The organism is Bacillus cereus group sp. MYBK14-1 (genome assembly GCF_051916885.1).
Lineage (GTDB): Bacteria > Bacillota > Bacilli > Bacillales > Bacillaceae_G > Bacillus_A > Bacillus_A cereus.
The window spans coordinates 18,214-43,954 of sequence record NZ_JBQAHM010000019.1; the positions used below are offsets into that span (position 1 = coordinate 18,214).

Consider the following 25,741-nt stretch of genomic DNA (forward strand, 5'->3'; position numbering starts at 1 on the left):
CAGATGTTTACGTATGTAGAAACAAGAATTATTGCTGAAAAAAGAAAACAATTAACTACTAGAATTAAAGAAATTATTACTGAGAGATTAGATTTAGAAATCGAACCGCATTTCATTACTGATGATCAGCCATTATTCGGAAGAGGCTTAGGGGTTGACTCCTTGGATGCATTAGAGCTATTTCTGGCAATTGAAGAGGAATTTGGCGTTGCGGTATATGACGAAAATATGGCAGTACTGGGTTCTATTAATAAAATTGCTGATTTTATTGAAGAAAATAGGGAGGATGATGTGCAGTGAGACAGATATTAAATGCAGATCAAATCCGAAATATCTTACCGCATAAATGGCCATTCCTTTTCTTAGATAAAGTTATTCAACTTGAGCCAGGAAAGAGTGGAATTGGTATTAAAAATGTAACAGTAAGTGAACCTTTTTTTGAAGGGCACTTTCCAAATGAATCAATTATGCCTGGAGTGTTAATTATTGAAGCTTTGGCACAAATGACTGCTGTTGTTTATGTTACAGGGGAACTAGCAAAAATAGATGCACATGGTGCATGTTCACCTAAAGTAGATCCGAGTTCATATGTGGGTTATTTAGTTTCTGTACGTAATATGAAATTTTTAAAACCTGTAGTACCAGGAGACCAGCTAGAATTACATGTCCAAATTGGAAGGTCTCTTGGATTAATCTCACAAGTAGAAATTACAGCTTATGTAGATAAAAAGAAAGTTGCTACTGGTAGTATTCAAGTTTCTAAAAGAGTTGAGGAAATATGATTCATGGTATGGATGTTCAAGTTCGTGAGTGTACAGAGGCAGATAGTGAGAAGTTAGCCCACTTTTATAACAAATATCAATATGGTCCCATTAAATATGGGTATCCCTTAAATAAGCAAGATATTAAGCAATTTTTTCGAGAGCGGAAGATACAGTTATATTTAATTGCTGAATATGAAAATGAAATTATAGCCAGCTTATTATTTTCTAGTTTATCAGGTCAAAGAGCATCAACTCCAGATGGAACCTGGGCAGGATTCTTTTTAATTCACCCAGAATTTCGTTCGGGAAATATACCAGATAAATTATTTGCTTATGCGATTAAAAATCTTATCCAACAAGATATTAAGTATATTGATACAGAAGTGAATCCGGAAGATAAAGTAGCCATGGCTCTCTATAAAAGAGTGGGGTTATATCAAACAAGTAGGTCGTATATAGACTATGATGGCTACTTAAATTTAAGAAGCTATTTACCTTATGTTATTAGTTATCTATTAGATGCATTTAAACCGATTATTTCAAAAAGTGACCAAGATATATGGTTATCTAGAGGTTGGAAAACAGTTAGGGGATTGAAATCCTTACGTTCTATTCAGAGTAACGCCATAACAAAAAATGGAATTGAAGTTGTAAAATATGCTATTAATCTTGGAGCAAAAGATGTGAATTGTTGGGTCGATATAAAAAGTGAAAAGATTACTGAGGTAGAAACAGAACAAGTACGATTCACTAGTTATATTTTAGAAGGAAACAATTTAATCGTTGGAGAGAAGATTCACATCTGTTATGTATATGAACACCATTTTCCGAATCCTCTTGAAGCAAGTATTTCATCGAAGATAGGGAAAGATTACTTAATTGATTTAAAGAAAACTTTTTATCCAAATAAAAAGTACGAGTGGGAAGAAGTTATAACAGTAAATAAGGAAATAGAGGGAGAGCTTGTTACTAAGTTAAAAGCAAAAGAACTAGAATTATCTGTTCATTTTGGAGTAACCATAGCAAATCCGTTAGAAGTAAATGTCGCTAATTATCCTAAGTTAATTAATGGAAAAGAATCTGCATTTATCGTTAATGTAAAAAATAATACTTTAGATAGATTAATTTACAAACTACTTATTCAACAAGGAAACTCTAAAATACTAGATTTCAAACCGCTAGTAAAGCACCAAATTTGTATCTTAGAGCCGGGTGAAATTAAGCAACATCCTATTTTATTGAAACCTAAAAAAATTGGTATTACTAATATGACAATTTCGGCTGTTAGTCATCAAAATAAAAGTATTGGGGACTTAAAGACAATAATTCCGATTCATGCGCATGGGAAAAATCATGTTTATGAAACAGAAGAACACTTGGTACTAGAAAATATGTATATAACTGTACAAATAAGTAAAAGTACTGGTTGTTTATATATATATGACCTTAGAAGACAGCAATTATTAGTAAAAGAAGCATGGCCAGATTTAGATTACCCATTTTTAAATGCAGTAAAAGAACCGAAAGTAAATGAGCTGTCATGGGCAATAAAATCTGATTCATGTTTTGAGATCATTCATAAGGCCACAAGATTAAAGAGAAGCATTCGTTTTTTGTCAGATAAGATAGTTGAAATAAAAGATTTTGCACAAAAAGGAAAGTATATAAAGATATACCCTTGGTGCATGTTATATGATGCGAAAATGACGGTACCACTAAAGAGTGGGCTAGTTTCTAAACCTATGGTATATGGTGAGTATCCATATGCACTACATGACTATGAATTTGTAAATCAATTTGATCTACCTAGTCATCCAAACATGTATGAGCGAAATTATACATTGTTTGAATCGCAAAATATTAATATTGGATTTATATGGAAAGGAAATATAGAGCGTATCCTATTTGGATTAAGATGGATGCCAGCGGTAATATTTAAACGGAATGATAAAGAAAAATGTATAACAAAAACGCACTATTATACTTTATGTTCCCATGATAGCAAAGATGAAGTGGAAGAAATCTATAACGATATTACTAGTCATACATCCAAATTCATATCTAATAAGATTCCGTACTCAATTGAGACTGACCAATTTCATATTATAAATGAAAACGGGGAATTTCATATTCATGGAAGTCTAAAAAACTTATTTTCTTCCATATTAAAGGGGAAATTAACATTGTTTTTCCCTCAGACATCTTACGAACAACAATTGTTTATACAAGACATAGAATCTATAAGCAATTTTAATTTTGAATTTAGTGGAAAGGTTAATTGGTCAAAAGCTCATTATGCCGTACTTACGTATCAAGATGAATTAAATAGAAATGCGATAACTAAAAAAATATATCTTTTCCTTAAAGGAAGAAATAAATTAACATATAGCGAAAAAAAACAAGAATATCTAGTTCAAAATAATGTACTAAATTTAAAGATTAAAGTAAACCAAAGTAGTAAAATAACAGAATTTATGTATAAAGATAAAGAGATTTTAAAAGAAAACTCAGTATTAAGTTCTTATAATTTTTTACCCGGTGTAATGATACCAACAGCTAACTCTTATACTCCAGATTGTAGGAAAGATTTGAGCATTAATTCAATATATCTCAATAAAAGTAATTATTCAGTAGTAGCAACGGAAAATACATATAAGGAATTTATTAATCAGATTTTCTGTCAATCTGATGAGTGGAAAGTTAAATATACAACTGTATATGATCTACCTGTTTTACAAATACAATTGAAAAGCCTACAGAAAGATAAAATAAAAACTAGCGTCTTTCACTTATTCTGGGAGAAAAAAGGAAAAACAAAAATTAAAAAGATGTATTATTGGCAGAATGGAGAGCAAAATACATTATTACCAAATGACAAACAAAGAAAGATTTATGTAGATAATAAGGTAATTCTCGAATTATCTAATGGGTTATATGTATCTATTTTAGCACTATCTCAAAATACAAAATGTTTTATATACGAGTGGCCAAAGAAAGGTATACAAATCGGTATATATGGTAATCAGAACGAATTTTATGATACAGATATTCGCTTTAATATTGCAGTTGGAGAAACTTTACTTGATAGTGAATACTTTTCGCAAATTTTATTAGAGGGGAATATGACATGAAAGTATTGTTTATTGCACCTAGTCACTTTAGCATTGGTGAGTTGCACAATGCCTTATGTCTAGCGAAACAAATTGAAGAGGATGGGGAAGTATATTTTTTAACAAGTGAAAAATTCTTATGGTATGCCAGTAAATCTGTAGCAAATGTTACATCACTAACAAAGGGGCTAAGACAAAAAGAGGTTATTAAACAAATAATTGATTCTTTTCAGCCTGATGCTATTGTTCTAGCTGATTACCATAATTTGTTTTTAGAGTCTCCAATTATTGATCTTGATTATCTATTAAACCTCCACATACCTTGTTTCTCTATTGATTCTTTAGCTTGGGGTAGTGAGGATCGATTATTAGAAAATAAACTTTTTAAAAATGCGAATTACAATAGCTTAAAAAAAAGGTCATTGATAGAACTACCTAAAATCCCTTCTCAATTTAAGCTAATTAGAACATGTCCAGTGAATAGTTATAAACAAGATAGTGAGAATATTATTTCTGTCAAATTATATAAAGAGGCTTTACAAATAGATGAAGAAATAAGAATGAAAATAAGAGCACAACTAGGTTGTAGAAAACAAGATAAATTAATTATGATTGCAAAATCATCATGGGCCAACCTACTAGTAAAAATGAGGCTCATGGAGAAGAAACAGTACAATGATGCAAGGTTTAGTTATGAATATATATTACAGGAACTATTAAGCCTATATCTTCAGGACTTTCCAAGCGATACATGTATTAAATTAATTGGGGTTTCAGATGAGACCAAATTTATTTCTATGAAAAATGGAGGAAAAATAGAATTTGTTTCACTACCATTTCTTCATTTGGAAGAATATGAGCAACTAATATTATCATGTGATTTATTTATCACCGATAATATTACATCCTGCTCAATGGGAAAAGCGGTATTTGGAAAAATACCTGTAATTAGTCTGGTAAACCATATGGAATATGAAGAATTAAAGACTCAAAGAGATAGCCATAATCCTACCTTAAGAAGCATTATAGAAAAATGGAATTATATAATACCTAATGGACTTTATCCATTTCTTGTATTTCCAAATGGATGGCATAAAGAATTAGCACCATTGATGGAGCAAAATGATTATTTTAAATGTGTGCATGCTTGTGAAATATTTGATTTAAAAGAAACTAGTCAAACAATATTTAATATGCTGTATAGCAAAACGGAGATTGATAAATTAAAGAAAATGCAACAACTGTATATAAATAATGCATGTAATCTACCGACAATAAAAGATGTGATAAAGAGAGAATTGGGGGCGCTTAATCATGAGTAATCAAATTAATGTACATGAAGAAACTAATGAAGCATATGATGCAGTACGTAACGGAATTGGTGTAATAGATTTATCAACAACAGGAAGAATTGTTGTAAAAGGGGAGGACCATGTAGAGTTCCTAGATCGTTTAGTTACGAAAGATATTATGTTTATGGAAGAAGAAACTACACTCTTTACCTTATTGTTACAAGAAGATGGGACTGTAATCGATTTAATTAATCTATTTAAAAATGAGGATTCTATTACAGTTATTACTACACCGTATAAAAAGGACACTGTACTAGCTTGGTTAGAAAATCAAAAGACTAATGGCATTGAGATTATAGATATAAGTCAAACACATTCTCTCCTTGGATTTGAAGGCCCTTATGCATGGAGATTAGCTCAACAATTTTTAGATTTCGAAATATCATCACTACCATTTCAATCATTTGTGTTAAATCAATTATTTGGAAAAGAAATTCTATTGGCAAGAACAGGTGTAACAGCAGAGTATGGTTATCAATTATTGTTTGAAAAATACTTGGAACCAATAGTGATTGAAACCATAAATTCTTTTAAAGATGACGATATTAACTTGAAAAAAGTGGATCGGGAAACATTAGAGACGTTAATGTTAGAAATTCGACATCCATATTTTGAATTTAAACATTTAGAAGAACTAAATATTTTCGAAGCCAGTTTAGAATGGTTTATTGATTTTTATAAAGATGAATTTTATGGAAGAGAAGCCTTAGAACAGCAATCGGAAGCTGGAGTTAATAAAAGAATTGTGGGATTCACGACAGGAATAGAGAGTCAAATTACAGTTAATGATGAGATTTTTATAGAAGAACAATTAATTGGTAAAGTTATTGAACTTAAAGAAAGTCCTGTATTAAACACGAGACTCGGGGTTGCTTTATTAGAGGAACCATTTGCTGTTTCAGGAATTGGATTTTATGTAAAAAATAAAGAAAATGCTTTGTATGAGGCACATACTCAGTCCTCACCATATATTCTACCTAAATCATGGTCAATCAAAATACTGTAAAGGTGATGGCATATGAACATGAATAATCAACGAATCGTCGTAACTGGCATGGGAATTATTTGTTCAAACGGAAATAGTTTAAAAGAATTTTGGGACAATATTAAATCTGGGAAATCTGGTATTAAAGTAATCCAAAATATCGATATGGCTGAAATGGTAACAGATTATGGCGGAGAAATTGAAAATATTCAGGTAGATGATTACTTCTTTAATGATGAAATAAAGGATATGGATCGATGTGGAAAATTAGGTGTCATGGCGGCAAGGGAAGCGGTTGAAAATGCAAAATTAAAAATAGAAAACTTTAATCCATACCGAATTGGAATATCATTAGGCACATCTTTAGGAGGCATGTTGAGCGGAGAAGAATTTCATAATCAGTGGATTAAAGATGGAATTGAAAAAGCAGATGAAACGTTACTTTTTAAGTATCCAATCCATACTCCCTGTGACAATATTACTCGAGACTTAAAAATAAAAGGGCCAAAAATGATTATTTCGAATGCATGTGCCGCTGGTACAAATTCAATTGGATTTGCGCTGGATACAATTCGAAATAACAAAGCAGATATCATGATAACCGGTGGTGTAGATCCCTTATCTAAATTGTCAATGAGTGGTTTTAATAGTTTACAGGCACTAGCACCAACACCACCATCTCCCTATAGCAAGAGTAATGGCGTGGTAATCGGAGAAGGTGCAGCTATTCTTGTTTTGGAATCCTTAGATCATGCGGTTAAAAGAGGTGCAAATATCCTAGCTGAAGTAGTGGATTACGATTTATCTTCAGATGCATATCATCAGACGGCACCAGATCCGGGCGGGGAAGGTGCTTTGAGATCCATGCAAGGTGCTTTAAAGAAAGCCAATATAGATGCTAAGGAAGTAAGCTATATCAATGGACATGGTACAGGTACACCAGCAAATGATGTATCAGAGCCAAAAGCAATTCGTACATTAATTACTGAAAATAAGACACCAGTTTCTTCAACTAAATCAATGATAGGACATATGTTAGGAGCCGCAGGGGCGGCGGAAGCAGTAACAAGTATTCTTGCTATTCAACATGGATATTTACCTCCAACTATAAACTTTGAAGTTGAAAGTCAAAAGTTTAATCTAGATTTTGTACCTAACATAGGTAGGGTAAGTGATTTGAGTTATGTACTATCAAATTCATTTGCTTTCGGTGGAAACAATGCAAGTATCTTATTCTGTAAGTACAATGAGAACCTTGAGTTATCAGCAGCAAAGGAAAAGCTAATTAAAGAAAAAAAAGTCGTAATTACTGGTGTAGGGGGACTTGCTGGGAATTCTTCAAACCTCCAAGAAATTAAAGATTGTATGTTTAAGGGAAAGAGTGGTACCTCAAAGATTAAACAGTGGAACGACAATCCTAAGTGCATACAAGCCGGAAAAATACCAGAACAAAACTATCGAAGGCTAATACATCCTAATTTATTAAGAAAGATGGATTCAATTAGCAAACATGCAGTATTGTCAGTGAAAATGGCTATAGAAAACGGGAACTTAAAGATAGATAAAAATAATAGGGACAAGATAGGAATTATTTTTGCAACTGGTACAGGACCAGTTGCAACGGTAGAATCATTTAACCGGATTATTATCCAAGAGGGTGTTAAGGCCGCCAATGCTAAATTATTTCCAAACACAGTTATGAACGCAGCAGCTGGACATATTTCATTAAACTTCAAAATAAAAGGGCCTACTTCAACTATTTCATGTGGCGGTGTTTCTGGTATTAGTGCACTATACTATGCCTATACCATGATTCAATCTAGTGATTATGACACATTCATTGTGGTAACGGCAGATGAAGTAAATGATCCAATAATAGAGGGACACTCAAAAATAAAAAGATACTTAACAACTGAGAACATAAGTCCTTTTGATTGTAATAATAGCGGTACCATACTTGGTGAAGGGAGCGTTGCCTTTATTGTAGAAAGTGAGGAGGCAGCGTTAAAAAGAAATGGTAATATTTTAGCTGAAATTAAAGGTTTTGGATTAACATCTGATGATAGTAAAATAGGGGACTTAAATCATCTAGGAAAGGCATGGGAGGAATCTATGCGTTTAGCAATGAAAGAGGCGATGATTTCTCCAGGAGAGATAGAATATATTTGTGCAGCCGCCAATGGTCATACATATTTTGACCGTATTGAAGAGAGAGCTATAGAACGTATATTCGGAAAAGGAGCTCCTGTTAGTGCCACAAAATCTATCTTTGGGGAAACTCATGCAACTGCAGGCCTTCTTTCTCTCATTAGTGTAATATGTGCATTTGATGGTGAAATACCAGCTACGCAAAATGTAAAGAGTCATAGAGGAAGAATCGATCTTGTCACAGGAAATGCTCGTAAGGCTCCGGTGAGCAATGCCTTAATTAGTACATATTCTTATGGCGGTAATTATAATTCTGTTGTAATAGGAAAATATTTAAATTAATTATTTATGTAGGAGGCTACTTTTATCAAGTAAGTATCGGTCTCCTGCATAATAAGCTATATAGTTTTTAAAGCTTAAGCTTTTTATTGAGCATATTAGAAAAACTATGAAGGAGTACAATGCCATGAAAGGTATCATTCTTGCAGGTGGGAGCGGTACTAGATTGTACCCCCTTACCCAAATTGTATCAAAGCAATTATTACCTATCTATGATAAACCCATGATTTATTATCCTTTATCAGTACTAATGTTGGCGGGGATAAGAGAGATACTAATTATTTCAACACCACAAGATATTAATAAATTTGAGCAAGTGTTAGGTGATGGTTCAAAATATGGAATTACTCTTTCATATGCTGTTCAGCCTTATCCAGAAGGTATAGCACAAGCATTTATAATCGCTGAGGAATTTATTGGAAATGATAATGTAGCTTTAATTCTTGGCGATAATATCTTTTATGGTCATGGACTAACAGAATTACTAGAAAAGGCTGTTAAGAAGAAAAGGGGAGCTACAGTTTTTGGTTATTATGTCAATGATCCAGAGCGTTTTGGAGTAGTAGAGTTTGATTCTAAAAAGCATGTAATTAATATCATGGAAAAGCCAAAGGAACCCAAATCAAACTATGCAGTAACTGGTCTGTATTTTTATGATAAACGTGTGATAGAAATAGCAAAAAATATTAAACCATCTAATCGTGGGGAATTAGAGATAACAGATATCAACAAAGAATATCTTGAAATGGGAGAATTAGAAGTTGAATTATTGGGAAGAGGCTATGCATGGCTGGATACAGGTACACACGAATCATTATTAGAAGCAGCACAATTTATAGAAACAATTGAGAAAAGACAGAGTTTAAAAGTAGCTTGTTTAGAAGAAATTGCATTTAAAAAGAAATATATAACCAAGCAACAACTATTAAAAATGGCAAATTCGGTAAAGGAAAATCAATACAGCCGATATTTACTAAGGGTTGCCCATCAATAGCATTTAAATGAATGGAGAGAGAAGAATGCGTAAAATTCATACAGCATTAGATGGTGTTTTTATTATAGAGCTTGATAAATGCAGTGACAAACGTGGTTACTTCATAGAAACATGTAACAAGAAAAAATTTGAACTTTTAGATTTACAGGGAGACTTTGTACAAGATAATCAATCATTATCTGTTCACACAGGCACGATACGTGGGCTGCATTATCAGTTGAATCCTAAAGCCCAAATGAAGGTAGTGAGCTGCATTTCTGGTTCTATTTACGATATAGTGGTAGATATCCGAAAGGGCTCTCCAACGTATGGGCAATGGTTCGGAACAATTTTAAGTGAGTATAATAACCGTCTACTTACCGTTCCTAAAGGGTTTGCACATGGTTTTTGTACTACAGAACCTAATACTATTGTCCAGTATAAAGTAGATGAGTATTATTCACCTAACCATGAAGGCGGAATTCTATGGAATGATGAAACGATAGGGATTTTTTGGCCAACTAATCAACCGGTTTTATCAGAGAAAGATAGAAAACTACCTAGATTAAAAGATACTAATATCAACTTTGTTTATGGAGATGATTTTAATTGAAATTATTAATAACGGGTGGGGCAGGATTTATTGGTAGTAATTTTATTCGGTATATGTTAAAGAAATATCCTCAATACCAAATTGTAAATGTAGATTTATTAACATATGCAGGGAATTTATCTAATTTAAAGGAAATATCACTAACTCAAAATTATAAATTCATCAAAGGGGATATTTCAAATGAAATATTCATAGATAAGCTATTTAAAAAGGAGAAATTTGATTATGTATTAAATTTCGCAGCAGAATCTCACGTTGATAGAAGTATTAAAACTCCCCATATTTTTGTCCAAACTAATATATTAGGTACACAAGCCTTATTACACTCCGCATATAAAACAAAAGTGAAAAAGTTTGTACAAATTTCTACAGATGAAGTATATGGGACATTATCTCAAACGGGTGCATTTACAGAGCATACAATAATAGCTCCTAATAGTCCTTATAGTGCAAGTAAAGCTAGTGCAGACTTAATGGTACGAGCGTATCATGAGACATTCGGTTTACCTATGAATATAACTCGTTGTTCCAATAATTATGGTCCCTATCAGTTCACGGAAAAATTAATACCATTAACAATAACTCATGCGTTAAATAATAAAGATATTCCTCTATACGGTGATGGATTACATATAAGAGATTGGCTTCATGTAGAGGATCACTGTGTAGCTATTGATTTAGTTCTTCATGGTGGGGCAGATGGGCACATTTATAATATCGGAGGAGATAATGAATACACAAATCTAGATATTGTACAAAAAATACTACAATTCCTAAATAAAGATCAATCGCAAATTACATTTATCTCAGACCGCTTAGGGCATGATCGACGTTACGCCATGGATGCTACTAAGTTGAAAGAAGAATTAGATTGGAAGCCACACTATCTATTTGATCATGGACTCACTCAAACAATTAAGTGGTATATCGATAACCGTACGTGGTGGGAATGAATTTTATCATTTTAGGCAAGAAGGTTCCTTCCTCAAGGAACGCGAAGTGAGTAGGTGGGAGATGAATGGGCTTCGGACAAGAGATGGCAGGAAGCCATCTTAATTGTTCGACATACATAAACTATTACTAGCTAAAAATTACATAAATTAAATGAGGTATTTTAAAATGAAGATACTGATAACGGGAGTAGATGGACAACTAGGACAAACTTTAATGCAAGTACTCAGCAGAACACATCACGAACTATATGGTGTAAATCGAACCAAATTAGATATTGCAAATAAAATAAAGGTTTACTCTTACATTGATAGAGTAAAGCCGGATGTAATTGTACACTGTGCAGCATTTACAAATGTAGATGGGGCAGAGAAAGACAAAGGGTTGGCATATGAAGTAAATGTATTAGGTACCAAGTATATCACTCAAGCTGCAGGGAGAATAAAATGTAAATTTGTATATATTAGTACGGATTATGTATTTGATGGCGAAAAGCATACACCATACAATCTTGAAGATCGTCCTAATCCATTAAATATATATGGAGAAACGAAATTGGCTGGAGAACATTTCGTAAAAAAATACACGAAGAAACATTTTATTATTAGAACGTCCTGGATATTTGGAAAGGGCGATGGTCACTTTATTGCTAAAATAGGAAAAATAGCAAGTCTATATGGTGAAGTACGTGTAGTATCAGACCAATTTGGCTCACCTACCTATGCAATAGATTTAGCAAACTTTATTGAGGAGTTAGTAGAGACAAATCAATTTGGATTATATCATGCGACAAATGAAGGAGTATGTTCGTGGTATGAGTTTGCAGTTGAATTTTTTAAAGACTTCAATACAGATATCAATATAATTCCTTTAACGACTAAAGAATTCCCGCAAACAGCCAATAGACCTAAATATTCAGTGTTAAGCAAAGATTGTATTATCCTGAACGGATTAAAACCATTAAGACATTGGAAAGAGGCATTAAAGGAGTATAAGGAACAATTAGATAGTAGATAATCATTTTAATTTATATAAAATTAGCAAGTTAATATAGCTTTATTTTTTTAGTAAGTTTCATTTTAATTATTTTGAAATTTGTCGTTTATAAAGTATTAACTGTAAAATAAAAAACCACTACTTCTAAGAAGGGTTTTATTATTTTACAACTATACATTAAATCGTAACAAAAGCCATTATACATTCGCTGAAAGATTAACAGTACAACAAATGGGGATCTTAAACACAATTTATGGAATTCCTAATATTACCCTTAAAAGTATTTCAGAACGACTTTCAGTACCTAAGAATACCGTGAGTGTAAATGTGGATGAATTAGTAAATCTAGGATTAATCGAGCGAAATCCCTCATCTGAAGATCGTAGAGAGATAAACTTGAAAGTAACAATGAAGGGGCAAGAAATATCACAAAAATCTATTGAAAATTCTACTTCCTATAAAGCAATGTCATTAGCATTAGAACAGCTTGAGGAAACAGAAATTCAAACATTGTTGCATATGCATAAAAACATATTAAATTCTTTACGTTCTTGAAAATTCAAAGCACTCTCTAAATAGAAATAGAAAAAATACGGATTTAAAAAGTTAAGAAAATTTAAATATAAAAGCCTAATTTCGCAGTGTAATAAGGGAGAAATTAGGCTTTTATTATTTTTTTAAAGCGCCCTATAATGGGATAACTAAAATGCTAATTTGATTTGCTAAAGAACTATAACGACATATGCCTTTGCATGTTTTAAAACACCTAGCTAAATAAAAAGGGAAGAGAACCTTAAAACTGTTTGCTTACTCTATAAGTTAAATATTTCTAGGGGGGAATCTTATTTTATTGAAAATTGAAATATTAAGTAATATTCCTATTGCTATTAAATTAACCATTAAAGAACTTCCACCAAAACTTATAAATGGAAATGGAGTACCCGTAAGAGGAAATAGTCCTGTAATACCACCTAAATTTACAATGGATTGCATACCAATCATACACCCTATACCAATTGCTATAAAACTGCCGAATGGTTCTACACATAACTGTGCAATTTTTAAAGAGCGAAGTACTATAGTCAAAACTCCAGTCAATAGAATAAATACACCAATAAATCCTAGTTCTTCAGAAACTATTGCCATTATAAAATCAGTATGTGGTTCCGGAAGATAACCTGTTTTTTGTATGCTATTTCCAAATCCACGACCAGTGATTCCTCCAGAGCCAATGGAAATAAAAGAATTTACAAGCTGGTATCCATTTCCTTGCGCATCAAGAAAGGGATTGAAAATCGTAGTAATACGTGTCTTTTGAACTTCTGACAAACTATATTGAATCAAGAAATATAAAATAGGTAACCACAAAATAGAACTGATGATAGTTCTTTTGATTAATAGATTTATATTTATTCCTGAGCAAAGAAATATGCTAAAACCTATACCTAATATTAAAAGTGCAGATCCTAAATTTGGTTGTTTAAAGATAAGAAAAAAAATTGTAGCTAAAAAAAATAAAAGTTTTCCGGTACCACTCCAGTTATTTTTAGCTTGTTCTTGTCGTAATGCAAAAAATCGGGCTGTTACAAGTATTGTTCCTAATTTAAGAAATTCGGCTGGCTGTATTCCAAAGATCCATGATTGAGCATTATTTACCACTTTTCCTTTCCATAAAACCATAATTAATAAAAAAATCCCCCCAACCATAATACAGATAGATACTATCCGTTTTTTCCATATTTCATATGGGAGTAAAGCACAAACTATTAACCCTATTGTTCCTAAAAGTAGCTTTGTTAATTGAGAATCAACAAAATGTCTACTGTTATAACCGTAATGTTGGACAGCGACAATGGAGCTTGCACTATACATCATGATAATACCTAAAGTACATGTTATGAATAGAGGAAGGAGCAATAGATAATCGAGTTTTAATATTTTTTTCATTTTAATATCCTCCTGATTTAAAAACAAAACATAATATTACATTTGCTAATGAATAGAATCTTGTTCTCGTCAATTACTAAATATGACTTTTGTTTAGGAAGATTCTATCGCTTACTCCCTGTTTTTTTACGCAAAAATCCCCCTAGTATGTAACTAGAGGGATTCAAAATGGCATGACTAAATAAGGCTTTTTTCCCCCTAGTAGAGCTTTGGCACTATACAACGTAAAGTAATGAAAATTCATTACTTAGCTATCTTAAGAAGAGCCTTAATCCGACAATTCCTGTTCTACCCATTGGCGTCTTTCGACATTTTTGGGCAATAGCCTGTGTTTGCATAGGAGCCTCACCTAACAGGTTAAGCAATATAAACTTTATGTGTTTGTTTCGTGTAGCAAGCATAAATATATTTTTTTTGCTTGTCAAGCAACCATATTGCTAATTTTATTTGTTTTATTGCTTTATAGTCCTTTGAGAAATGATATGAAAAAATGTATGTAATCATTCCGTATAAGTACATATTTTTGACTTATAGTGTATCGTTTGATTAAGTAGTTTAACCATATAAATTTGATAAACAGTAAAGAAGATTTTAATCATAAAAGAAGATTTTTTATGAATGTTCTTTTGATATACAGAATGACTAATTATTCATCTTTTGTTGTAAAGTTGGAATTTGATTAAAAACAATAAGATTCATATGTTTTATCACGTTTCTTCGAATTAAATCTATTTGAATTCTATGTTTTTAAGGGGAATTTTAAATTTATAATAAAATATAATTTCATTTTCTATAAACATTTTTTATGAATGGAATTGAAAGTCAGTTGACAAATATTAAATTCTGGTTTAAATTTTGAAGTAATTCAATAAACTTTGTTAGGTGAGGCTCCTGTATAGAGAAACGCTGCTGCCCAAAAATGTCGAGAGACGCCAATGGGTCAACAGGAACGGTCGGATTAAGGCCCTTCTTAATGTAGCTGGTTATAAAAAACCTATGCTATACAGTGCTAAAACTCAACGAGGGAGTGGTATACGATTTGATAGAAAGGCACCTCTGTGATTTCGATAGAGCTGTCTTAATAATCATTTATTTGTATTGTGAAAAAACCTTTACTCCTTTTTGAGTAAAGGTTTTTCTGTTTAATTTTATTTATTTTTATCTTGTCTATATTTAAAAAGGAGGTAATTCTAGCTAATGAATTGATTGCAATGTCACTATTATTGCTCTAATAAAAAATTAAAGACAGATAAAATAAAACAAAACCACTCATGAAACTCTAGAGTCTCCCTTAGCAATATGAGGAGGAGTTAACATGAAGAAATTATTAAAGGAATTACTTATAACCAAAAATAACTTGGATGCAGAGAAAGTTTTACGTCATCCATCGTATGATATTGCGCAAGAAGTAAGACAGTTTTCAATTGAAGATCAAGTCATATTGCTAGATACGATTCCTGTATTAAAAAGCTCTAAAATTCTTCAATATATAAGTGCAGAAGAAAAATATAATATCTTAATTCACTTATCTGAAAACAAAGCTAAAAAGTTACTAAATTTACAACCGATTGATGAATTAGTAGATTTACTGCTAGCGGTTCATCCGGAAAAACAGGCTAAATTAATGGCGTATCTAGATAAAATCACAAAACATAACGTGAAAAAATTGATGACTTTCAAACCTGAAACGGCGGGAAGTCTTGTTACAAGTGATTTTGTTGCAGTTAGAGGAAATTGGTCAGTAAAAATGACATTGAAGTACATTAGGGAACATTCTAAAAATGTAGAATCAATATCTTATAGTTATGTTCTTGATAGTCATGGTTATCTTGAGGGAATCGTTTCCATACATGAGTTATTACTAGCAGCAGATGAAGAGATATTATCTACTATCATGATTCAAGAGGTAATTTCAGTACACGCTGAAGTTGACCAGCAAGAAGTTGTAAAAAAGCTACTGAATTATAATTTAGCAGCAATACCTGTCACAACAGCAAATAATAAAATGATTGGTATTATAACATTTGATGACGTAATGAATGTTATGGAAGCAGAAGCTACAGAAGATATTCAAAAGTTAGGCGGAAGTGAACCATTGAATCAATCTTACTTTGAAGCTAGCATTTGGAGTATTTTCTTAAAACGTCTACCATGGTTATTACTTCTTTTTGTTGCTGAAGCATATACAGGTACGGTATTAAAGTATTTTGAAGACGAAATTGAAACTGTAGTTGCCCTTGCTTTCTTTGTTCCATTATTAGTAGGTACTGGAGGGAATACAGGAACACAGGTTGTAGCAACAATTACTCGTGCAATTGGTATTGGAGAGGTGAAATTTAAAGACATTTTCCGTGTAATGAAAAAGGAGTTTGCAATTGGTATGCTTCTTGGACTTGCACTTGGGATAGCTGGGCTCACTCGCGCCTATATGTTAGGAGTTGGAACAGAAGTTGCACAAGTTGTAGCAATCACTTTATTATTTATTGTTATTTGGGCCTCTCTTGTTGCAGCTGTTTTACCTTTGATTCTAAGAAAATTAAAACTAGATCCTGCAGTTGTTTCAGGTCCATTTATTACAACATTTGTTGACGGGACAGGATTAGTAATTTATTTCATGGTTGCAAAAACGTTATTAAATTTGTAAGTATACACTCAAATAAATACGAAATGTAAAATAAGTATTTTGCATTGCTTGCTAAGACTTAGTGGGGAACTCGGGAATGAGGAAAATAAACGCTTTTGTCTTTATTAAAAAATATTTTAAAGGATTCATTGAATGTAATTAATACCGGAGGATAAAACTATGAAACATCTAAGAAAAATCTTCAAACGAATTTTGCTTCTATTTTCTATTTTCATGCTTATTGGCATAGGAATATTATTTGGTACTAGCTATGGCCGAGAACTTCGTATAACAATCGCTGGAAGTATACTAACTTCTCAGCATCCACAATATGCGAAATATACATTCCTAACCCAAAAGGAACTAGATAAACTGCAAGATAGAATTAATCATCCGAAATGGTCAAACAGTGATGAGCATATTTATAAAAAAATAGCAGGAAAAAGATTAGAAGAATTAAAAAATCAGCCATTAGAAATTGATGTAGAAACAATTAAAAGCAATAAAGATAGTCGTTTTCTTTTCGAAGGAAGGTTAGTTACCATAAGCAATCCCTTCAATGTTAAACTTGTTAGCCATCAAGGAACACAGGGCGCTAACAGGGGAGAAAAAATTAGTGTAATGGCAAAACGTAATCATGCACTTGTTGCTGTGAATGCAAGTGGATTTGCTGATGAAACAGGGAGGGGTGGAGGAAATGTGGCAACTGGCATAGTAATAGAAAATGGGAAAGCTATTGATACGAATATGGATAGAAATACCCCTACAATTATTACGGGTTTAACAAAGTTTGGGCAAATGATAACAGGAAATTATTCAACCCAACAACTTCTGGATAAACAAGTCGTTTCAGCAGCAGGATTTATGCCACAGTTAATTGTAAATGGAGAAAAAATGATTACAGAAGGAGACGGTGGTTGGGGTTCTGCTCCGCGAAGTATTATGGCCCAAAAAGAAGATGGTACAATTATGTTTCTAGTCATTGACGGTAGACAGACGCATAGTATAGGGGCTACGTTAAAAGAGTGTCAAGATATTCTATATGAAAGAGGAGCAGTAAATGCAATGGCTATGGATGGAGGTTCTTCTGCTACGCTATATTTAGGGGGAAAGGTTATAAATTCGCCTTCCACATTATCTCATGAAGATCGTTATTTACCGAATGCTTGGGTGGTAACAGCAAATCCGAAACAGAAAATAAATATGACGGTAGATGGGGAAAAGGTAAATTCCAAAACATTTGATAAATTTGATACAAATATTATTTCTCATTAAGTGGTAATAAAAGGCAAGTAAAGTAAAAATGAAATGTTTTATAAACCAATTAATGTGAAATTTAAATTGTGTATTTTTTATATAATAAAACTAAATTTAGAGAAAAGAATAAGAGTTCAGCAATGTAAAATTGCTAAACTCTTATTCTTTATTCTTTCCTATTCTTCCTAAACTATCTTTAATAGTTGTTTCTCCAAGTTGAGTGTATAACAAAGCTGTATCTTGACTGGTATGTCCAAGTTGTTGCATCACTTGTAATGAGTCTTTTTCTTCCATATATAATTTATTTGCTAATGTATGTCTTAATTTATGAGGAGACATTCTTTTTCCATATGCTTTAGTATATTTTTCTACTATATCTTGGATAGCCCTAACAGAAAGAGGCTGTGCAGTATGTTTATATTTAGATAAGAATACATTTTGTAATTCTTTCCCTGGAGCATATTTCCTATCTCTAATTTCCATATATTTTTCAAGATCATTCAATGCAATTGGGGTAATCCATACTGAATCTTCTTTATTTCCTTTGCGAATTACATCGATTAGCCTTTCTTTTAGATTTATATCTTCCATACGGAGATCGGCTAATTCACTTACACGAATACCACTACCAAGAAAGAGGGAGAGGATGGCTACATCACGTTCTTTATCTCTTAGGAAATAGAATAATTGATGTTTTGTTAAAGATTTTTCATGTTCGTACTTAACATAATTCAGAAATTCCTGATCATCATCATTATGGAATATTTTAGATCTCATACGTTTTGCACGAGCATTTAATGTTTCTTTATCTTTATGTATTTCAATTTTAGCCATTACATTTCTATAAAAATAGCATTCTCCATCTTCATTCTCTGATAGGGAGGTGAGGTACTTAAATAAAGACTTTAAGGCCGAAATTTTTCTGTTAACAGAGGAATTCTGCATGTTTTGTTGTAGTTTTAAAAATCTCATAAAGTTCTCAACATCTTTTTTCTTTAAATTCTCCAAATCAGAGAAGGATATGTCTTTAATGGGCTTAAATTCAATAATTTGTTCAGATAATAGCCAATTAAAGAAGACTCTAAAATCATATACATAATTCAGTAGAGTGGAGGGAGAGGCATCATGCAATTCTTTGTACTCCACAAATTCTTCTATGTAAAAGGGCATTTCATTTAAATTCTCGTATAATTTCTTACGATGTACGGATTTTTGACGTTGTTTGCTGTAATCCATAAAAATCACCTCATATATACTATAACAGAAAATAAATACGAACACAAGTTCGCGTTAAATTCAATTTTTACACAAACTTATTTACATAATTAAATTATGAAATACTAAAATATGCTCGAAACTGAATGGAACAGTATAGTTAGTTAAATGAAAATTATAGCTAACTAAGTGATAAATTTGTATAAAACCATAAAAATTAGTGCAAAAACTACATATAAATGTATGTAAAATAAAACAATTTTTATATATAAATTCATGCAAAAAATCAATATATGAAAACAGTTTAAAATTCGTTATCTAACATAAATTGGTTAATTTAATCATAATTATGAGGAGTTAATTAGATCAACATAAGAAAAAATCCTATATAGTAAAAGATAATTTACTATGAATATTTTCAATGAATTGTTCAGTATTTAATGATTCCTATATAAAATATGAATTATATAGACACATACCAATATACTGAGATTCATGTAATTGAGCTAGAAATCCCTAAATACTGTATTAGATTTTTATTTATACAACTTATTGTTCGTAAAATTGGTATTTCGTGCGAAGTTGTTAGTGATTATTTTTCCAAGCTTTTATAAAGGCATCATATACCCTACCTTTCATCAGTATAAATATCTTTTAGTTTCTGGTATGTTCAGCTATACATATTTATATTATAAATGATTGCTTATAGAACATATCTAATATATAACATTTTAATGCGAAACAGTTTACTTTAACTCCTTAAGACTAAATAGATGGTGTATTTTACAAAATTTAATTGTTGTAATGTCGAAATAGAGCATTTCCTTTAATTCTTTTTATTATAGCCGGTTTAGCTAAGCGTTCTGCTAAATATTATTTAAATACAAATTTCAAAATGTAACTACTAAATTTCTCTTTCCGTCTCAATGATATAAGTATTCTTTTCGTTTTGAGATTTATTCACTTGTTTTTTATAAATCCCTATTAGATATGTTATGTAAACTGATTAAAAGTGATTTATTGTAAATCCCTTTATATAGCCGTTTTTCAAGTGACATTCCCCCCCTACTTTACCAATCGGTGTAACCACATTCTGTGTACTTTCTGCCTCATGTAAGTGCAAATCCGTACATCAGCATTCGCACTCATCATGATAATACGATGAAGATTTTATTCCTCAAATCCAAATGTAATCAGCAACCTTGCTACTCCCGTTGCAAGTCCCTTTCCCCAATAATCTGGATTTATGTTATATCCTATTTCTCCCTCCCTATTAGTAAAATCTCGAATCATAATCGCACCTGCCCCTACCACTCTTTCGTACTCCAATTCAACCAATGCAAAAGAAAATCGACTTCTCGGGACCTTACTTGCATCTTGAAGAACTTGGTTTACAAATTCTTTTGTTTCCGTTTCCGAATTAGGGCCCCATGCTTGGTATCGGCACACAATGGACTGTGATGTGTATATATGTATATCCTTCCAATCATTTTCTTCGATTTCTCGTAGTTTGAATCTATTATGTTATTAACCATCCAATTCCCTCCGTTCACTTAATCCCTTTAACACACTAAATTACATCATAATATTTCATTAACTTATCTTAATTACAACATGAAAAAAATCGTATATCTATTGATACAATTTATCTAGTAAAGGCGAATCAGTACATATAACCTTTGTACGTTTCTTCAAGCATCTTACTCGAAATCGATCCTACATATTCGAATGTTCTATACCAGAAAATAAGTTCTAGTAGAGATTTGTCAAACACTGTACACTGAATACGTGCCGTCTTTGCCCTTCTCTTTTTAGAGGAGGTGACAATAGAACGTGGAGAATACTAGAACCGCCTGCAAACGTTCAGAGAGAGAAAAGAAACGTAAGCGTCTTTTTTCTTTTGGTACAATCGTTACAACATTCAGTTTCCTTAGAAATATACATTACTTTTTCACAAAAAGTGAAATAGGTAAGGGGATAACTGAATATGTAAGACATCTTCTTAAATAAAAAAGTGCCGCTATAAGTAGCGACACTAAGACCAGTTTGTAGTTATGATTGGGTTCCAAGGTGAAGTACTGACCATACTTTCATTGCACACGACCAATGCAGCATCATTTTGAAGTGCAAAGACGTTGAAACCCAGCTTACTACTCTATATAGTATTGCGACATACAGTGCTTTTATTCCTGTCTGCGTACGAAAAAAGCCTTGGTGACCAAACCAAGACTTTTCAAAAAGCTTACGACCTATCAATAGAACGAGAATCAGAACCACCCGACTTCTTGTTCGTTATAATCTAGCTTACACCCTTATTGTACTATACGTTTTTTATATTTTCAACAGTCTGCATTTCTTTCACGCAATATTCATACTTCTAATACTGAAAGTTACCTTACACGACCTCTATCCATTGAAGATTCACGTCACACTTTACATACTTCATAGAAAAGATACGATAACATTACTATTTTTATAGTCTGTAGCTTGGTATATAATAAGAATATCCATATACTAGGAGTGATCAGGATGACAAGCACTTTGCTACTATTAGCTCTTACTTTGTTCGGAATAAGTGGGGTATTCTCCCTAATTAGGAAGCTAACTACGCCAAAACAAGATGAGGCTAAACGTTTAATTATTATCGAATCATTGTCTATATTAGGAGTTGCATGGATAGGTATTGGGCTATTCTTGTAACATACTTACACATTACTTTCGTTATGAATGAATGAAACTTATTATTCAGTCAATGATACAAATAGGCATTAGCCAAAACTCATTTAAAGTCCTTAGTCTTTCTCCTTGGAGATTCCTTGAGCTGGAGCAGTTAGCTTTACTAACAGCTCCTTTTTTGTATCTGTAAATGCATGATTTGATTTGCATTTGTTTGAATTGCATACAGAATGCTTTCCTAAAGTAATCGGTACATAAAATTCCATTCTATATGAAGACTACCTGTGTAATGTACCAGCAACTCCTACTCGTACATTTACTCTTTTAAACTAGAATCTGTTTTCACTTCACATTCACTACGAAGCTCATGCCAATTCTCTATACAATCCAGCTTCCAGGCATTCGGATTTTCTTCATTATGTAGTTTTTTTAGTATGTATTTATTTTTTCTTTACCTTTAATTCTAAGTCCATATGTCGACTCTCCCAGTTATGCGTATTGAATGTTTCCTGCCCAAAATCAATATACTACTTTGAAATCATTTGAGTGCTAATTCTTTTTATCTAGTATCTATTCCCTATGTGATAATTATAAGTTGTAATTAGCTATAAGCATTCCATTTATCACTTTGATATAACGGTTGACCTGTGTTCCAGTCGCACATAATCCATTCCACCGTTCCACTCCCAGCATCTTTAAACTGCATTTGAACTTCTACCTTATCCGTTGTAACATGAAAAATATCCATTGCCCTTCTCTCAATTTGTAACACGTTCTTCCCAGCTTCTTTTGGATATTTCTTCATCATTTTTTGTATGGCTACTCTTGCCATTTCCTCATTATATGGTGAAGCATGATCATTATCCTTTACTTTATCGTTTTCTACTTGACCGACAGATTCTTCATTTGTGTTTGCACGACTCTCTGATCTACCCTTTAATTTGTCTTCGTTTGAGCATGCTGTTAACAGTATTCCTAAACTAACAATATATGACACTACTTTTTTCACTATTTAAACACCCTTTCATTATTAGTATGTTTCTATTATTAAAATCCATTTAATAGTATATTAATATATAATTATATATAGTATAATCGTATCAATCAACATATCTTTAGGAGGAAATTATGAAAAGAAATATGCTTAAAGCAGGTAAGAACATATTATTAGCAGGTTGTACGTTTAGCTTATTGGTAAGTTGCTCTTCCAACAATTCAGAACCAAAAGAAGGAAGTAAAACAACTGCATCTGCGAATGAAAGTACAACTAAAGACCAAGTGGCCAGCGGGTCAAAAATAGGAGATACTAGTAATTCTGATTCGTCTAAAAAGAAGGAAAATGCCAAGGATCATAAAGAAATTACTATAGATCAATTCGGCGGAGAAAGCTTTTCTAATTTATTAGACGATAGAAAAGTGAAAGAACTTGGTGTTGCTCGAAAAGGTGATTACATTTACGTCATGTTCCAAAAATACATCCAAGAAGAGCAAAAAGATAAGACTTTTGTATCAATCGGAAAAATAGACGATAAAGTAGGAAAATGGATTATAAAAGATCAACATTTTTATAATGGAGAAGACGGCGTATCTTCTACACTCTTTGGAGATGCACACATCATTTCAAATGGTTTAGTAGCAAGAACCTCTCTTATGGATGAACAAGCTAAAATGATAGAGATTGATACGAACCTAGAGAATTCCTCTTTTAATAATATCAGTAATAGCCAAAATACAGCCAATACATATCATTATGTACAAACCTCGAACGGTAGCGCTCTTTTAGTACAAGAGGGAGAAAAGGTCTTCCTGCATTTAGATGACGGTTCGAAAAAGGAGATACAAAATCTGAAATTAAAGGATTATGGCACTAACAATATCTATATTGATTTAAAACAAAACTTACTATATGATGGCTCTGGAAAAACAGTATTTGATATAAACAAGGGCGATTATGTGTATGATAAACAAGGTCAAAAATTAAAGTATGGGATAAACTACGGTCAAACCCTTATCGCCGCAAATGCAAAATACGTCATTGCTAACACAAACAATGGTTCAAAATTAAAGTTTGACGTGTATAATACTACTACTGGCGGTAAAGCAATGAGAAGTATTGAATCAGAAGCAATTACACGCGCAGGTGTAGGGGGACTATTAGGTGGTTCTGAAAAGCATTTATACCACTTCAGTTTGACAGGTGACTATATTCACTATGTTGGGCTAATCGAATACAAAGGTAAGCCAAGCATTCAATATAAAAAGATATACGCTGGAGAATAACCATTTCTAAATGCATTACTTATTGGCTTCATAGCTCCCTTATCATTTCTATAATTAGTATTTATGTCCTATCATAATAAAAAAGAGAACCCAATGAGGGTTCTCTTTTGTTTTTAAGTACTTTTTATAACAATAACCAATATCACATAGAAACGATTCCTAAAGGGACCTGACAAATTCTATCATATAGAATTTGTCAAACGAAGTAAAAAGGAGGATATTTACAACTCTTTCCCCACTTTCTACATGTAATGTCTTTATTATCTTTTGTGTTTTGTTACCAGTAAGTACATCCTAGACTCGGTATTTCCACACTACTGATATGCTTCATATCTTGTTATTCTTGGTCCGTCAGCGCAAGAATACAAGTTTCATTCCGATATGTAAGAATGCATATTATTTCTCTTGGATGTTATGATATACTCTCTTTGTGAGCTGATACAATATTTCTTTAGATTGGAAAACTAAAACCTCATTAACCCAAGTTGGGGGCGCCATTTGGCGTCTTTTTTTAGTTTTGCTCCATAGGCATTTAGCTTAGATATTGAAGTAACCCCAAAACAAAAAATAAGCTGCCCATTTGGAAAAATTATGTACATCATTTTCGAATGCGGGAGTTCCATCTTTCAAAACTAACCTATTAAATAGGGTTCAATGTATAAACTATATTAGTATCGGAAGACTCTCGACTTGGGGTTACCGTAAATGCTTTCTCCTAATCATCCATATCGATAAATGACTTACTTCTGATCAATTTGCCTTTGTTGTTCTTCGTTTAAAAGGAGCTAGTTTTACATACGATAAAGCACTAAAAAAACTGTGCACAAAAACCTGCATGGTAACAAGTTTTTGGCACAGTTCTATTATTTAATCCCTTTCATAAGTACCTGAATCTTTGGAGCCATGAAATATAAAATAACACTTAAAACAATGGATATTCCGCCAATTACACCGAAATAAATAATCTCTGTTTCAGGATTATATAATCGAACAAGCTGCGCATTGATAGCTTGTGCAGATGCACTCGTTAAGAACCATAAACTCATTGTTTGAGCAGAGAACGCTGCTGGTGCTAGTTTTGTAGTAATAGATAAGCCGACAGGTGATAAACAAAGTTCCCCGATTACGACTAAAAGGAAGCTAATGATTAACCAAATTGGGCTAACAAGGGATTCGGTACCATGGATATATGCAGGAATAATCATCACTAAGAATGATAAACCAGCAAATAATAAACCGATAGCAAATTTATTTGCTGTACTTGGTTGGCGTGAATTTAGCTTTACCCAAAGCCAAGCAAATACTGGTGCTAGTAAAACAATATAAATAGGGTTTAAAGATTGGAACCATGAAGATTGAACCTCAAATCCTGCAAAGTTTAACTGCGTACGTTGATCAGCATAACTAGCTAAGATGATTGCTCCCTGCTCTTGAATCGCCCAAAACATTGTAGCAGCGATAAATAGTGGTATGTAAAGTCCTATTGTTATATACAGACAGGGGCGGTTTCAC

General features: G+C 32.4%; 18 protein-coding genes, 2 pseudogenes and 2 riboswitches. Of the genes and pseudogenes, 15 read left to right on the forward strand and 5 right to left on the reverse strand.

Annotated features, from left to right (window positions below; all coding sequences use genetic code 11):
• Positions 1-3: 3 nt before the first annotated feature.
• The 11 genes and pseudogenes from ACTFR3_RS27510 to ACTFR3_RS27560 all read left to right on the forward strand — a co-directional run.
• Positions 4-300, forward strand: a complete 297-nt coding sequence (locus ACTFR3_RS27510) for an acyl carrier protein (protein WP_061660225.1) — start codon at positions 4-6, stop codon at positions 298-300.
• A complete protein-coding gene (gene fabZ / locus ACTFR3_RS27515; RefSeq protein ID WP_440045016.1) occupies positions 297-782 on the forward strand; it encodes a 3-hydroxyacyl-ACP dehydratase FabZ in 486 nt (161 codons plus the stop codon). Before ACTFR3_RS27510 ends, fabZ begins: the two co-directional genes overlap by 4 nt.
• The gene (locus tag ACTFR3_RS27520) at positions 779-3,895 is read left to right on the forward strand and encodes an N-acetyltransferase family protein (protein WP_440045017.1); all 3,117 of its coding nucleotides are present in this window, start codon (positions 779-781) and stop codon (positions 3,893-3,895) included. Before fabZ ends, ACTFR3_RS27520 begins: the two co-directional genes overlap by 4 nt.
• A complete protein-coding gene (locus tag ACTFR3_RS27525) occupies positions 3,892-5,196 on the forward strand; it encodes a DUF6365 family protein (RefSeq protein ID WP_440045018.1) in 1,305 nt (434 codons plus the stop codon). The genes ACTFR3_RS27520 and ACTFR3_RS27525 overlap by 4 nt, the downstream gene beginning before the upstream one ends.
• On the forward strand, positions 5,189-6,232 hold the full coding sequence (locus ACTFR3_RS27530; RefSeq protein WP_440045019.1) for an aminomethyl transferase family protein: 1,044 nt from the start codon (positions 5,189-5,191) through the stop codon (positions 6,230-6,232). The genes ACTFR3_RS27525 and ACTFR3_RS27530 overlap by 8 nt, the downstream gene beginning before the upstream one ends.
• A 12-nt stretch (positions 6,233-6,244) precedes the next feature.
• Positions 6,245-8,701, forward strand: coding sequence for a beta-ketoacyl-[acyl-carrier-protein] synthase family protein (locus ACTFR3_RS27535; protein ID WP_440045020.1), 2,457 nt, complete (start codon positions 6,245-6,247; stop codon positions 8,699-8,701).
• Between the two features lie 124 nt (positions 8,702-8,825).
• Positions 8,826-9,692, forward strand: coding sequence for a glucose-1-phosphate thymidylyltransferase RfbA (rfbA, locus tag ACTFR3_RS27540; RefSeq protein ID WP_205190570.1), 867 nt, complete (start codon positions 8,826-8,828; stop codon positions 9,690-9,692).
• 25 nt (positions 9,693-9,717) lie between these two features.
• On the forward strand, positions 9,718-10,284 hold the full coding sequence (gene rfbC / locus ACTFR3_RS27545) for a dTDP-4-dehydrorhamnose 3,5-epimerase (protein ID WP_440045021.1): 567 nt from the start codon (positions 9,718-9,720) through the stop codon (positions 10,282-10,284).
• Complete coding sequence (gene rfbB / locus ACTFR3_RS27550) at positions 10,281-11,237, forward strand: dTDP-glucose 4,6-dehydratase (protein WP_440045022.1); 957 nt, start codon at positions 10,281-10,283, stop codon at positions 11,235-11,237. Before rfbC ends, rfbB begins: the two co-directional genes overlap by 4 nt.
• A 166-nt stretch (positions 11,238-11,403) precedes the next feature.
• Positions 11,404-12,252, forward strand: a complete 849-nt coding sequence (gene rfbD / locus ACTFR3_RS27555; protein WP_440045023.1) for a dTDP-4-dehydrorhamnose reductase — start codon at positions 11,404-11,406, stop codon at positions 12,250-12,252.
• A gap of 195 nt (positions 12,253-12,447) precedes the next feature.
• Positions 12,448-12,786 (forward strand): annotated as a pseudogene (locus ACTFR3_RS27560) (MarR family winged helix-turn-helix transcriptional regulator); the annotation flags it as partial.
• Between the two features lie 264 nt (positions 12,787-13,050).
• Here ACTFR3_RS27560 and ACTFR3_RS27565 read toward each other — a convergent pair.
• Entirely contained in the window at positions 13,051-14,178 is a 1,128-nt protein-coding gene (locus tag ACTFR3_RS27565) for an FtsW/RodA/SpoVE family cell cycle protein (protein ID WP_440045024.1), read from the reverse strand.
• A gap of 187 nt (positions 14,179-14,365) precedes the next feature.
• A riboswitch (M-box (ykoK) riboswitch) is annotated at positions 14,366-14,542 on the reverse strand.
• Between the two features lie 503 nt (positions 14,543-15,045).
• Positions 15,046-15,212: riboswitch (M-box (ykoK) riboswitch) on the forward strand.
• Between the two features lie 281 nt (positions 15,213-15,493).
• On the opposite strand from ACTFR3_RS27565, the gene mgtE reads away from it, so the two are divergent.
• A complete protein-coding gene (gene mgtE, locus ACTFR3_RS27570; RefSeq protein WP_440045026.1) occupies positions 15,494-16,822 on the forward strand; it encodes a magnesium transporter in 1,329 nt (442 codons plus the stop codon).
• Positions 16,823-16,981: 159 nt separating this feature from the next.
• A complete protein-coding gene (locus tag ACTFR3_RS27575) occupies positions 16,982-18,076 on the forward strand; it encodes a phosphodiester glycosidase family protein (protein ID WP_440045027.1) in 1,095 nt (364 codons plus the stop codon).
• Positions 18,077-18,217: 141 nt separating this feature from the next.
• Here ACTFR3_RS27575 and xerS read toward each other — a convergent pair whose 3' ends face one another.
• The gene (gene xerS / locus ACTFR3_RS27580) at positions 18,218-19,294 is read right to left on the reverse strand and encodes a tyrosine recombinase XerS (RefSeq protein WP_440045028.1); all 1,077 of its coding nucleotides are present in this window, start codon (positions 19,292-19,294) and stop codon (positions 18,218-18,220) included.
• Positions 19,295-20,443: 1,149 nt separating this feature from the next.
• Positions 20,444-20,773, reverse strand: coding sequence for a GNAT family N-acetyltransferase (locus tag ACTFR3_RS27585; RefSeq protein ID WP_440045031.1), 330 nt, complete (start codon positions 20,771-20,773; stop codon positions 20,444-20,446).
• 1,029 nt (positions 20,774-21,802) lie between these two features.
• On the opposite strand from ACTFR3_RS27585, the gene ACTFR3_RS27590 reads away from it, so the two are divergent.
• Positions 21,803-21,973 carry a hypothetical protein gene (locus tag ACTFR3_RS27590; RefSeq protein ID WP_017657634.1) on the forward strand — a complete coding sequence of 57 codons (171 nt, stop codon included), beginning with the start codon at positions 21,803-21,805 and terminating at the stop codon, positions 21,971-21,973.
• Between the two features lie 577 nt (positions 21,974-22,550).
• Here the strand turns inward: ACTFR3_RS27590 and ACTFR3_RS27595 are convergent.
• Positions 22,551-22,958 carry a hypothetical protein gene (locus ACTFR3_RS27595; protein ID WP_017657632.1) on the reverse strand — a complete coding sequence of 136 codons (408 nt, stop codon included), beginning with the start codon at positions 22,956-22,958 and terminating at the stop codon, positions 22,551-22,553.
• A gap of 119 nt (positions 22,959-23,077) precedes the next feature.
• Here ACTFR3_RS27595 and ACTFR3_RS27600 point away from each other — a divergent pair, with 119 nt between their 5' ends.
• Positions 23,078-24,229, forward strand: coding sequence for a hypothetical protein (locus tag ACTFR3_RS27600; protein WP_440045029.1), 1,152 nt, complete (start codon positions 23,078-23,080; stop codon positions 24,227-24,229).
• A gap of 863 nt (positions 24,230-25,092) precedes the next feature.
• Here the strand turns inward: ACTFR3_RS27600 and ACTFR3_RS27605 are convergent.
• Positions 25,093-25,704 (reverse strand): annotated as a pseudogene (locus tag ACTFR3_RS27605) (oligopeptide:H+ symporter); the annotation flags it as partial.
• Between the last annotated feature and the right edge of the window lie 37 nt (positions 25,705-25,741).

Coding starts and splice junctions, on each gene's coding strand:
- ACTFR3_RS27510 (WP_061660225.1), top strand. CDS start 4: ATGTTTACGTATGTAGAAACAAGAATTATTGCTGAAAAAAGAAAACAA.
- ACTFR3_RS27520 (WP_440045017.1), top strand. CDS start 779: ATGATTCATGGTATGGATGTTCAAGTTCGTGAGTGTACAGAGGCAGAT.
- ACTFR3_RS27525 (WP_440045018.1), top strand. CDS start 3,892: ATGAAAGTATTGTTTATTGCACCTAGTCACTTTAGCATTGGTGAGTTG.
- ACTFR3_RS27530 (WP_440045019.1), top strand. CDS start 5,189: ATGAGTAATCAAATTAATGTACATGAAGAAACTAATGAAGCATATGAT.
- ACTFR3_RS27535 (WP_440045020.1), top strand. CDS start 6,245: ATGAACATGAATAATCAACGAATCGTCGTAACTGGCATGGGAATTATT.
- rfbA (WP_205190570.1), top strand. CDS start 8,826: ATGAAAGGTATCATTCTTGCAGGTGGGAGCGGTACTAGATTGTACCCC.
- rfbC (WP_440045021.1), top strand. CDS start 9,718: ATGCGTAAAATTCATACAGCATTAGATGGTGTTTTTATTATAGAGCTT.
- rfbD (WP_440045023.1), top strand. CDS start 11,404: ATGAAGATACTGATAACGGGAGTAGATGGACAACTAGGACAAACTTTA.
- ACTFR3_RS27565 (WP_440045024.1), bottom strand. CDS start 14,178: ATGAAAAAAATATTAAAACTCGATTATCTATTGCTCCTTCCTCTATTC.
- mgtE (WP_440045026.1), top strand. CDS start 15,494: ATGAAGAAATTATTAAAGGAATTACTTATAACCAAAAATAACTTGGAT.
- ACTFR3_RS27575 (WP_440045027.1), top strand. CDS start 16,982: ATGAAACATCTAAGAAAAATCTTCAAACGAATTTTGCTTCTATTTTCT.
- xerS (WP_440045028.1), bottom strand. CDS start 19,294: ATGGATTACAGCAAACAACGTCAAAAATCCGTACATCGTAAGAAATTA.
- ACTFR3_RS27590 (WP_017657634.1), top strand. CDS start 21,803: ATGACAAGCACTTTGCTACTATTAGCTCTTACTTTGTTCGGAATAAGT.
- ACTFR3_RS27600 (WP_440045029.1), top strand. CDS start 23,078: ATGAAAAGAAATATGCTTAAAGCAGGTAAGAACATATTATTAGCAGGT.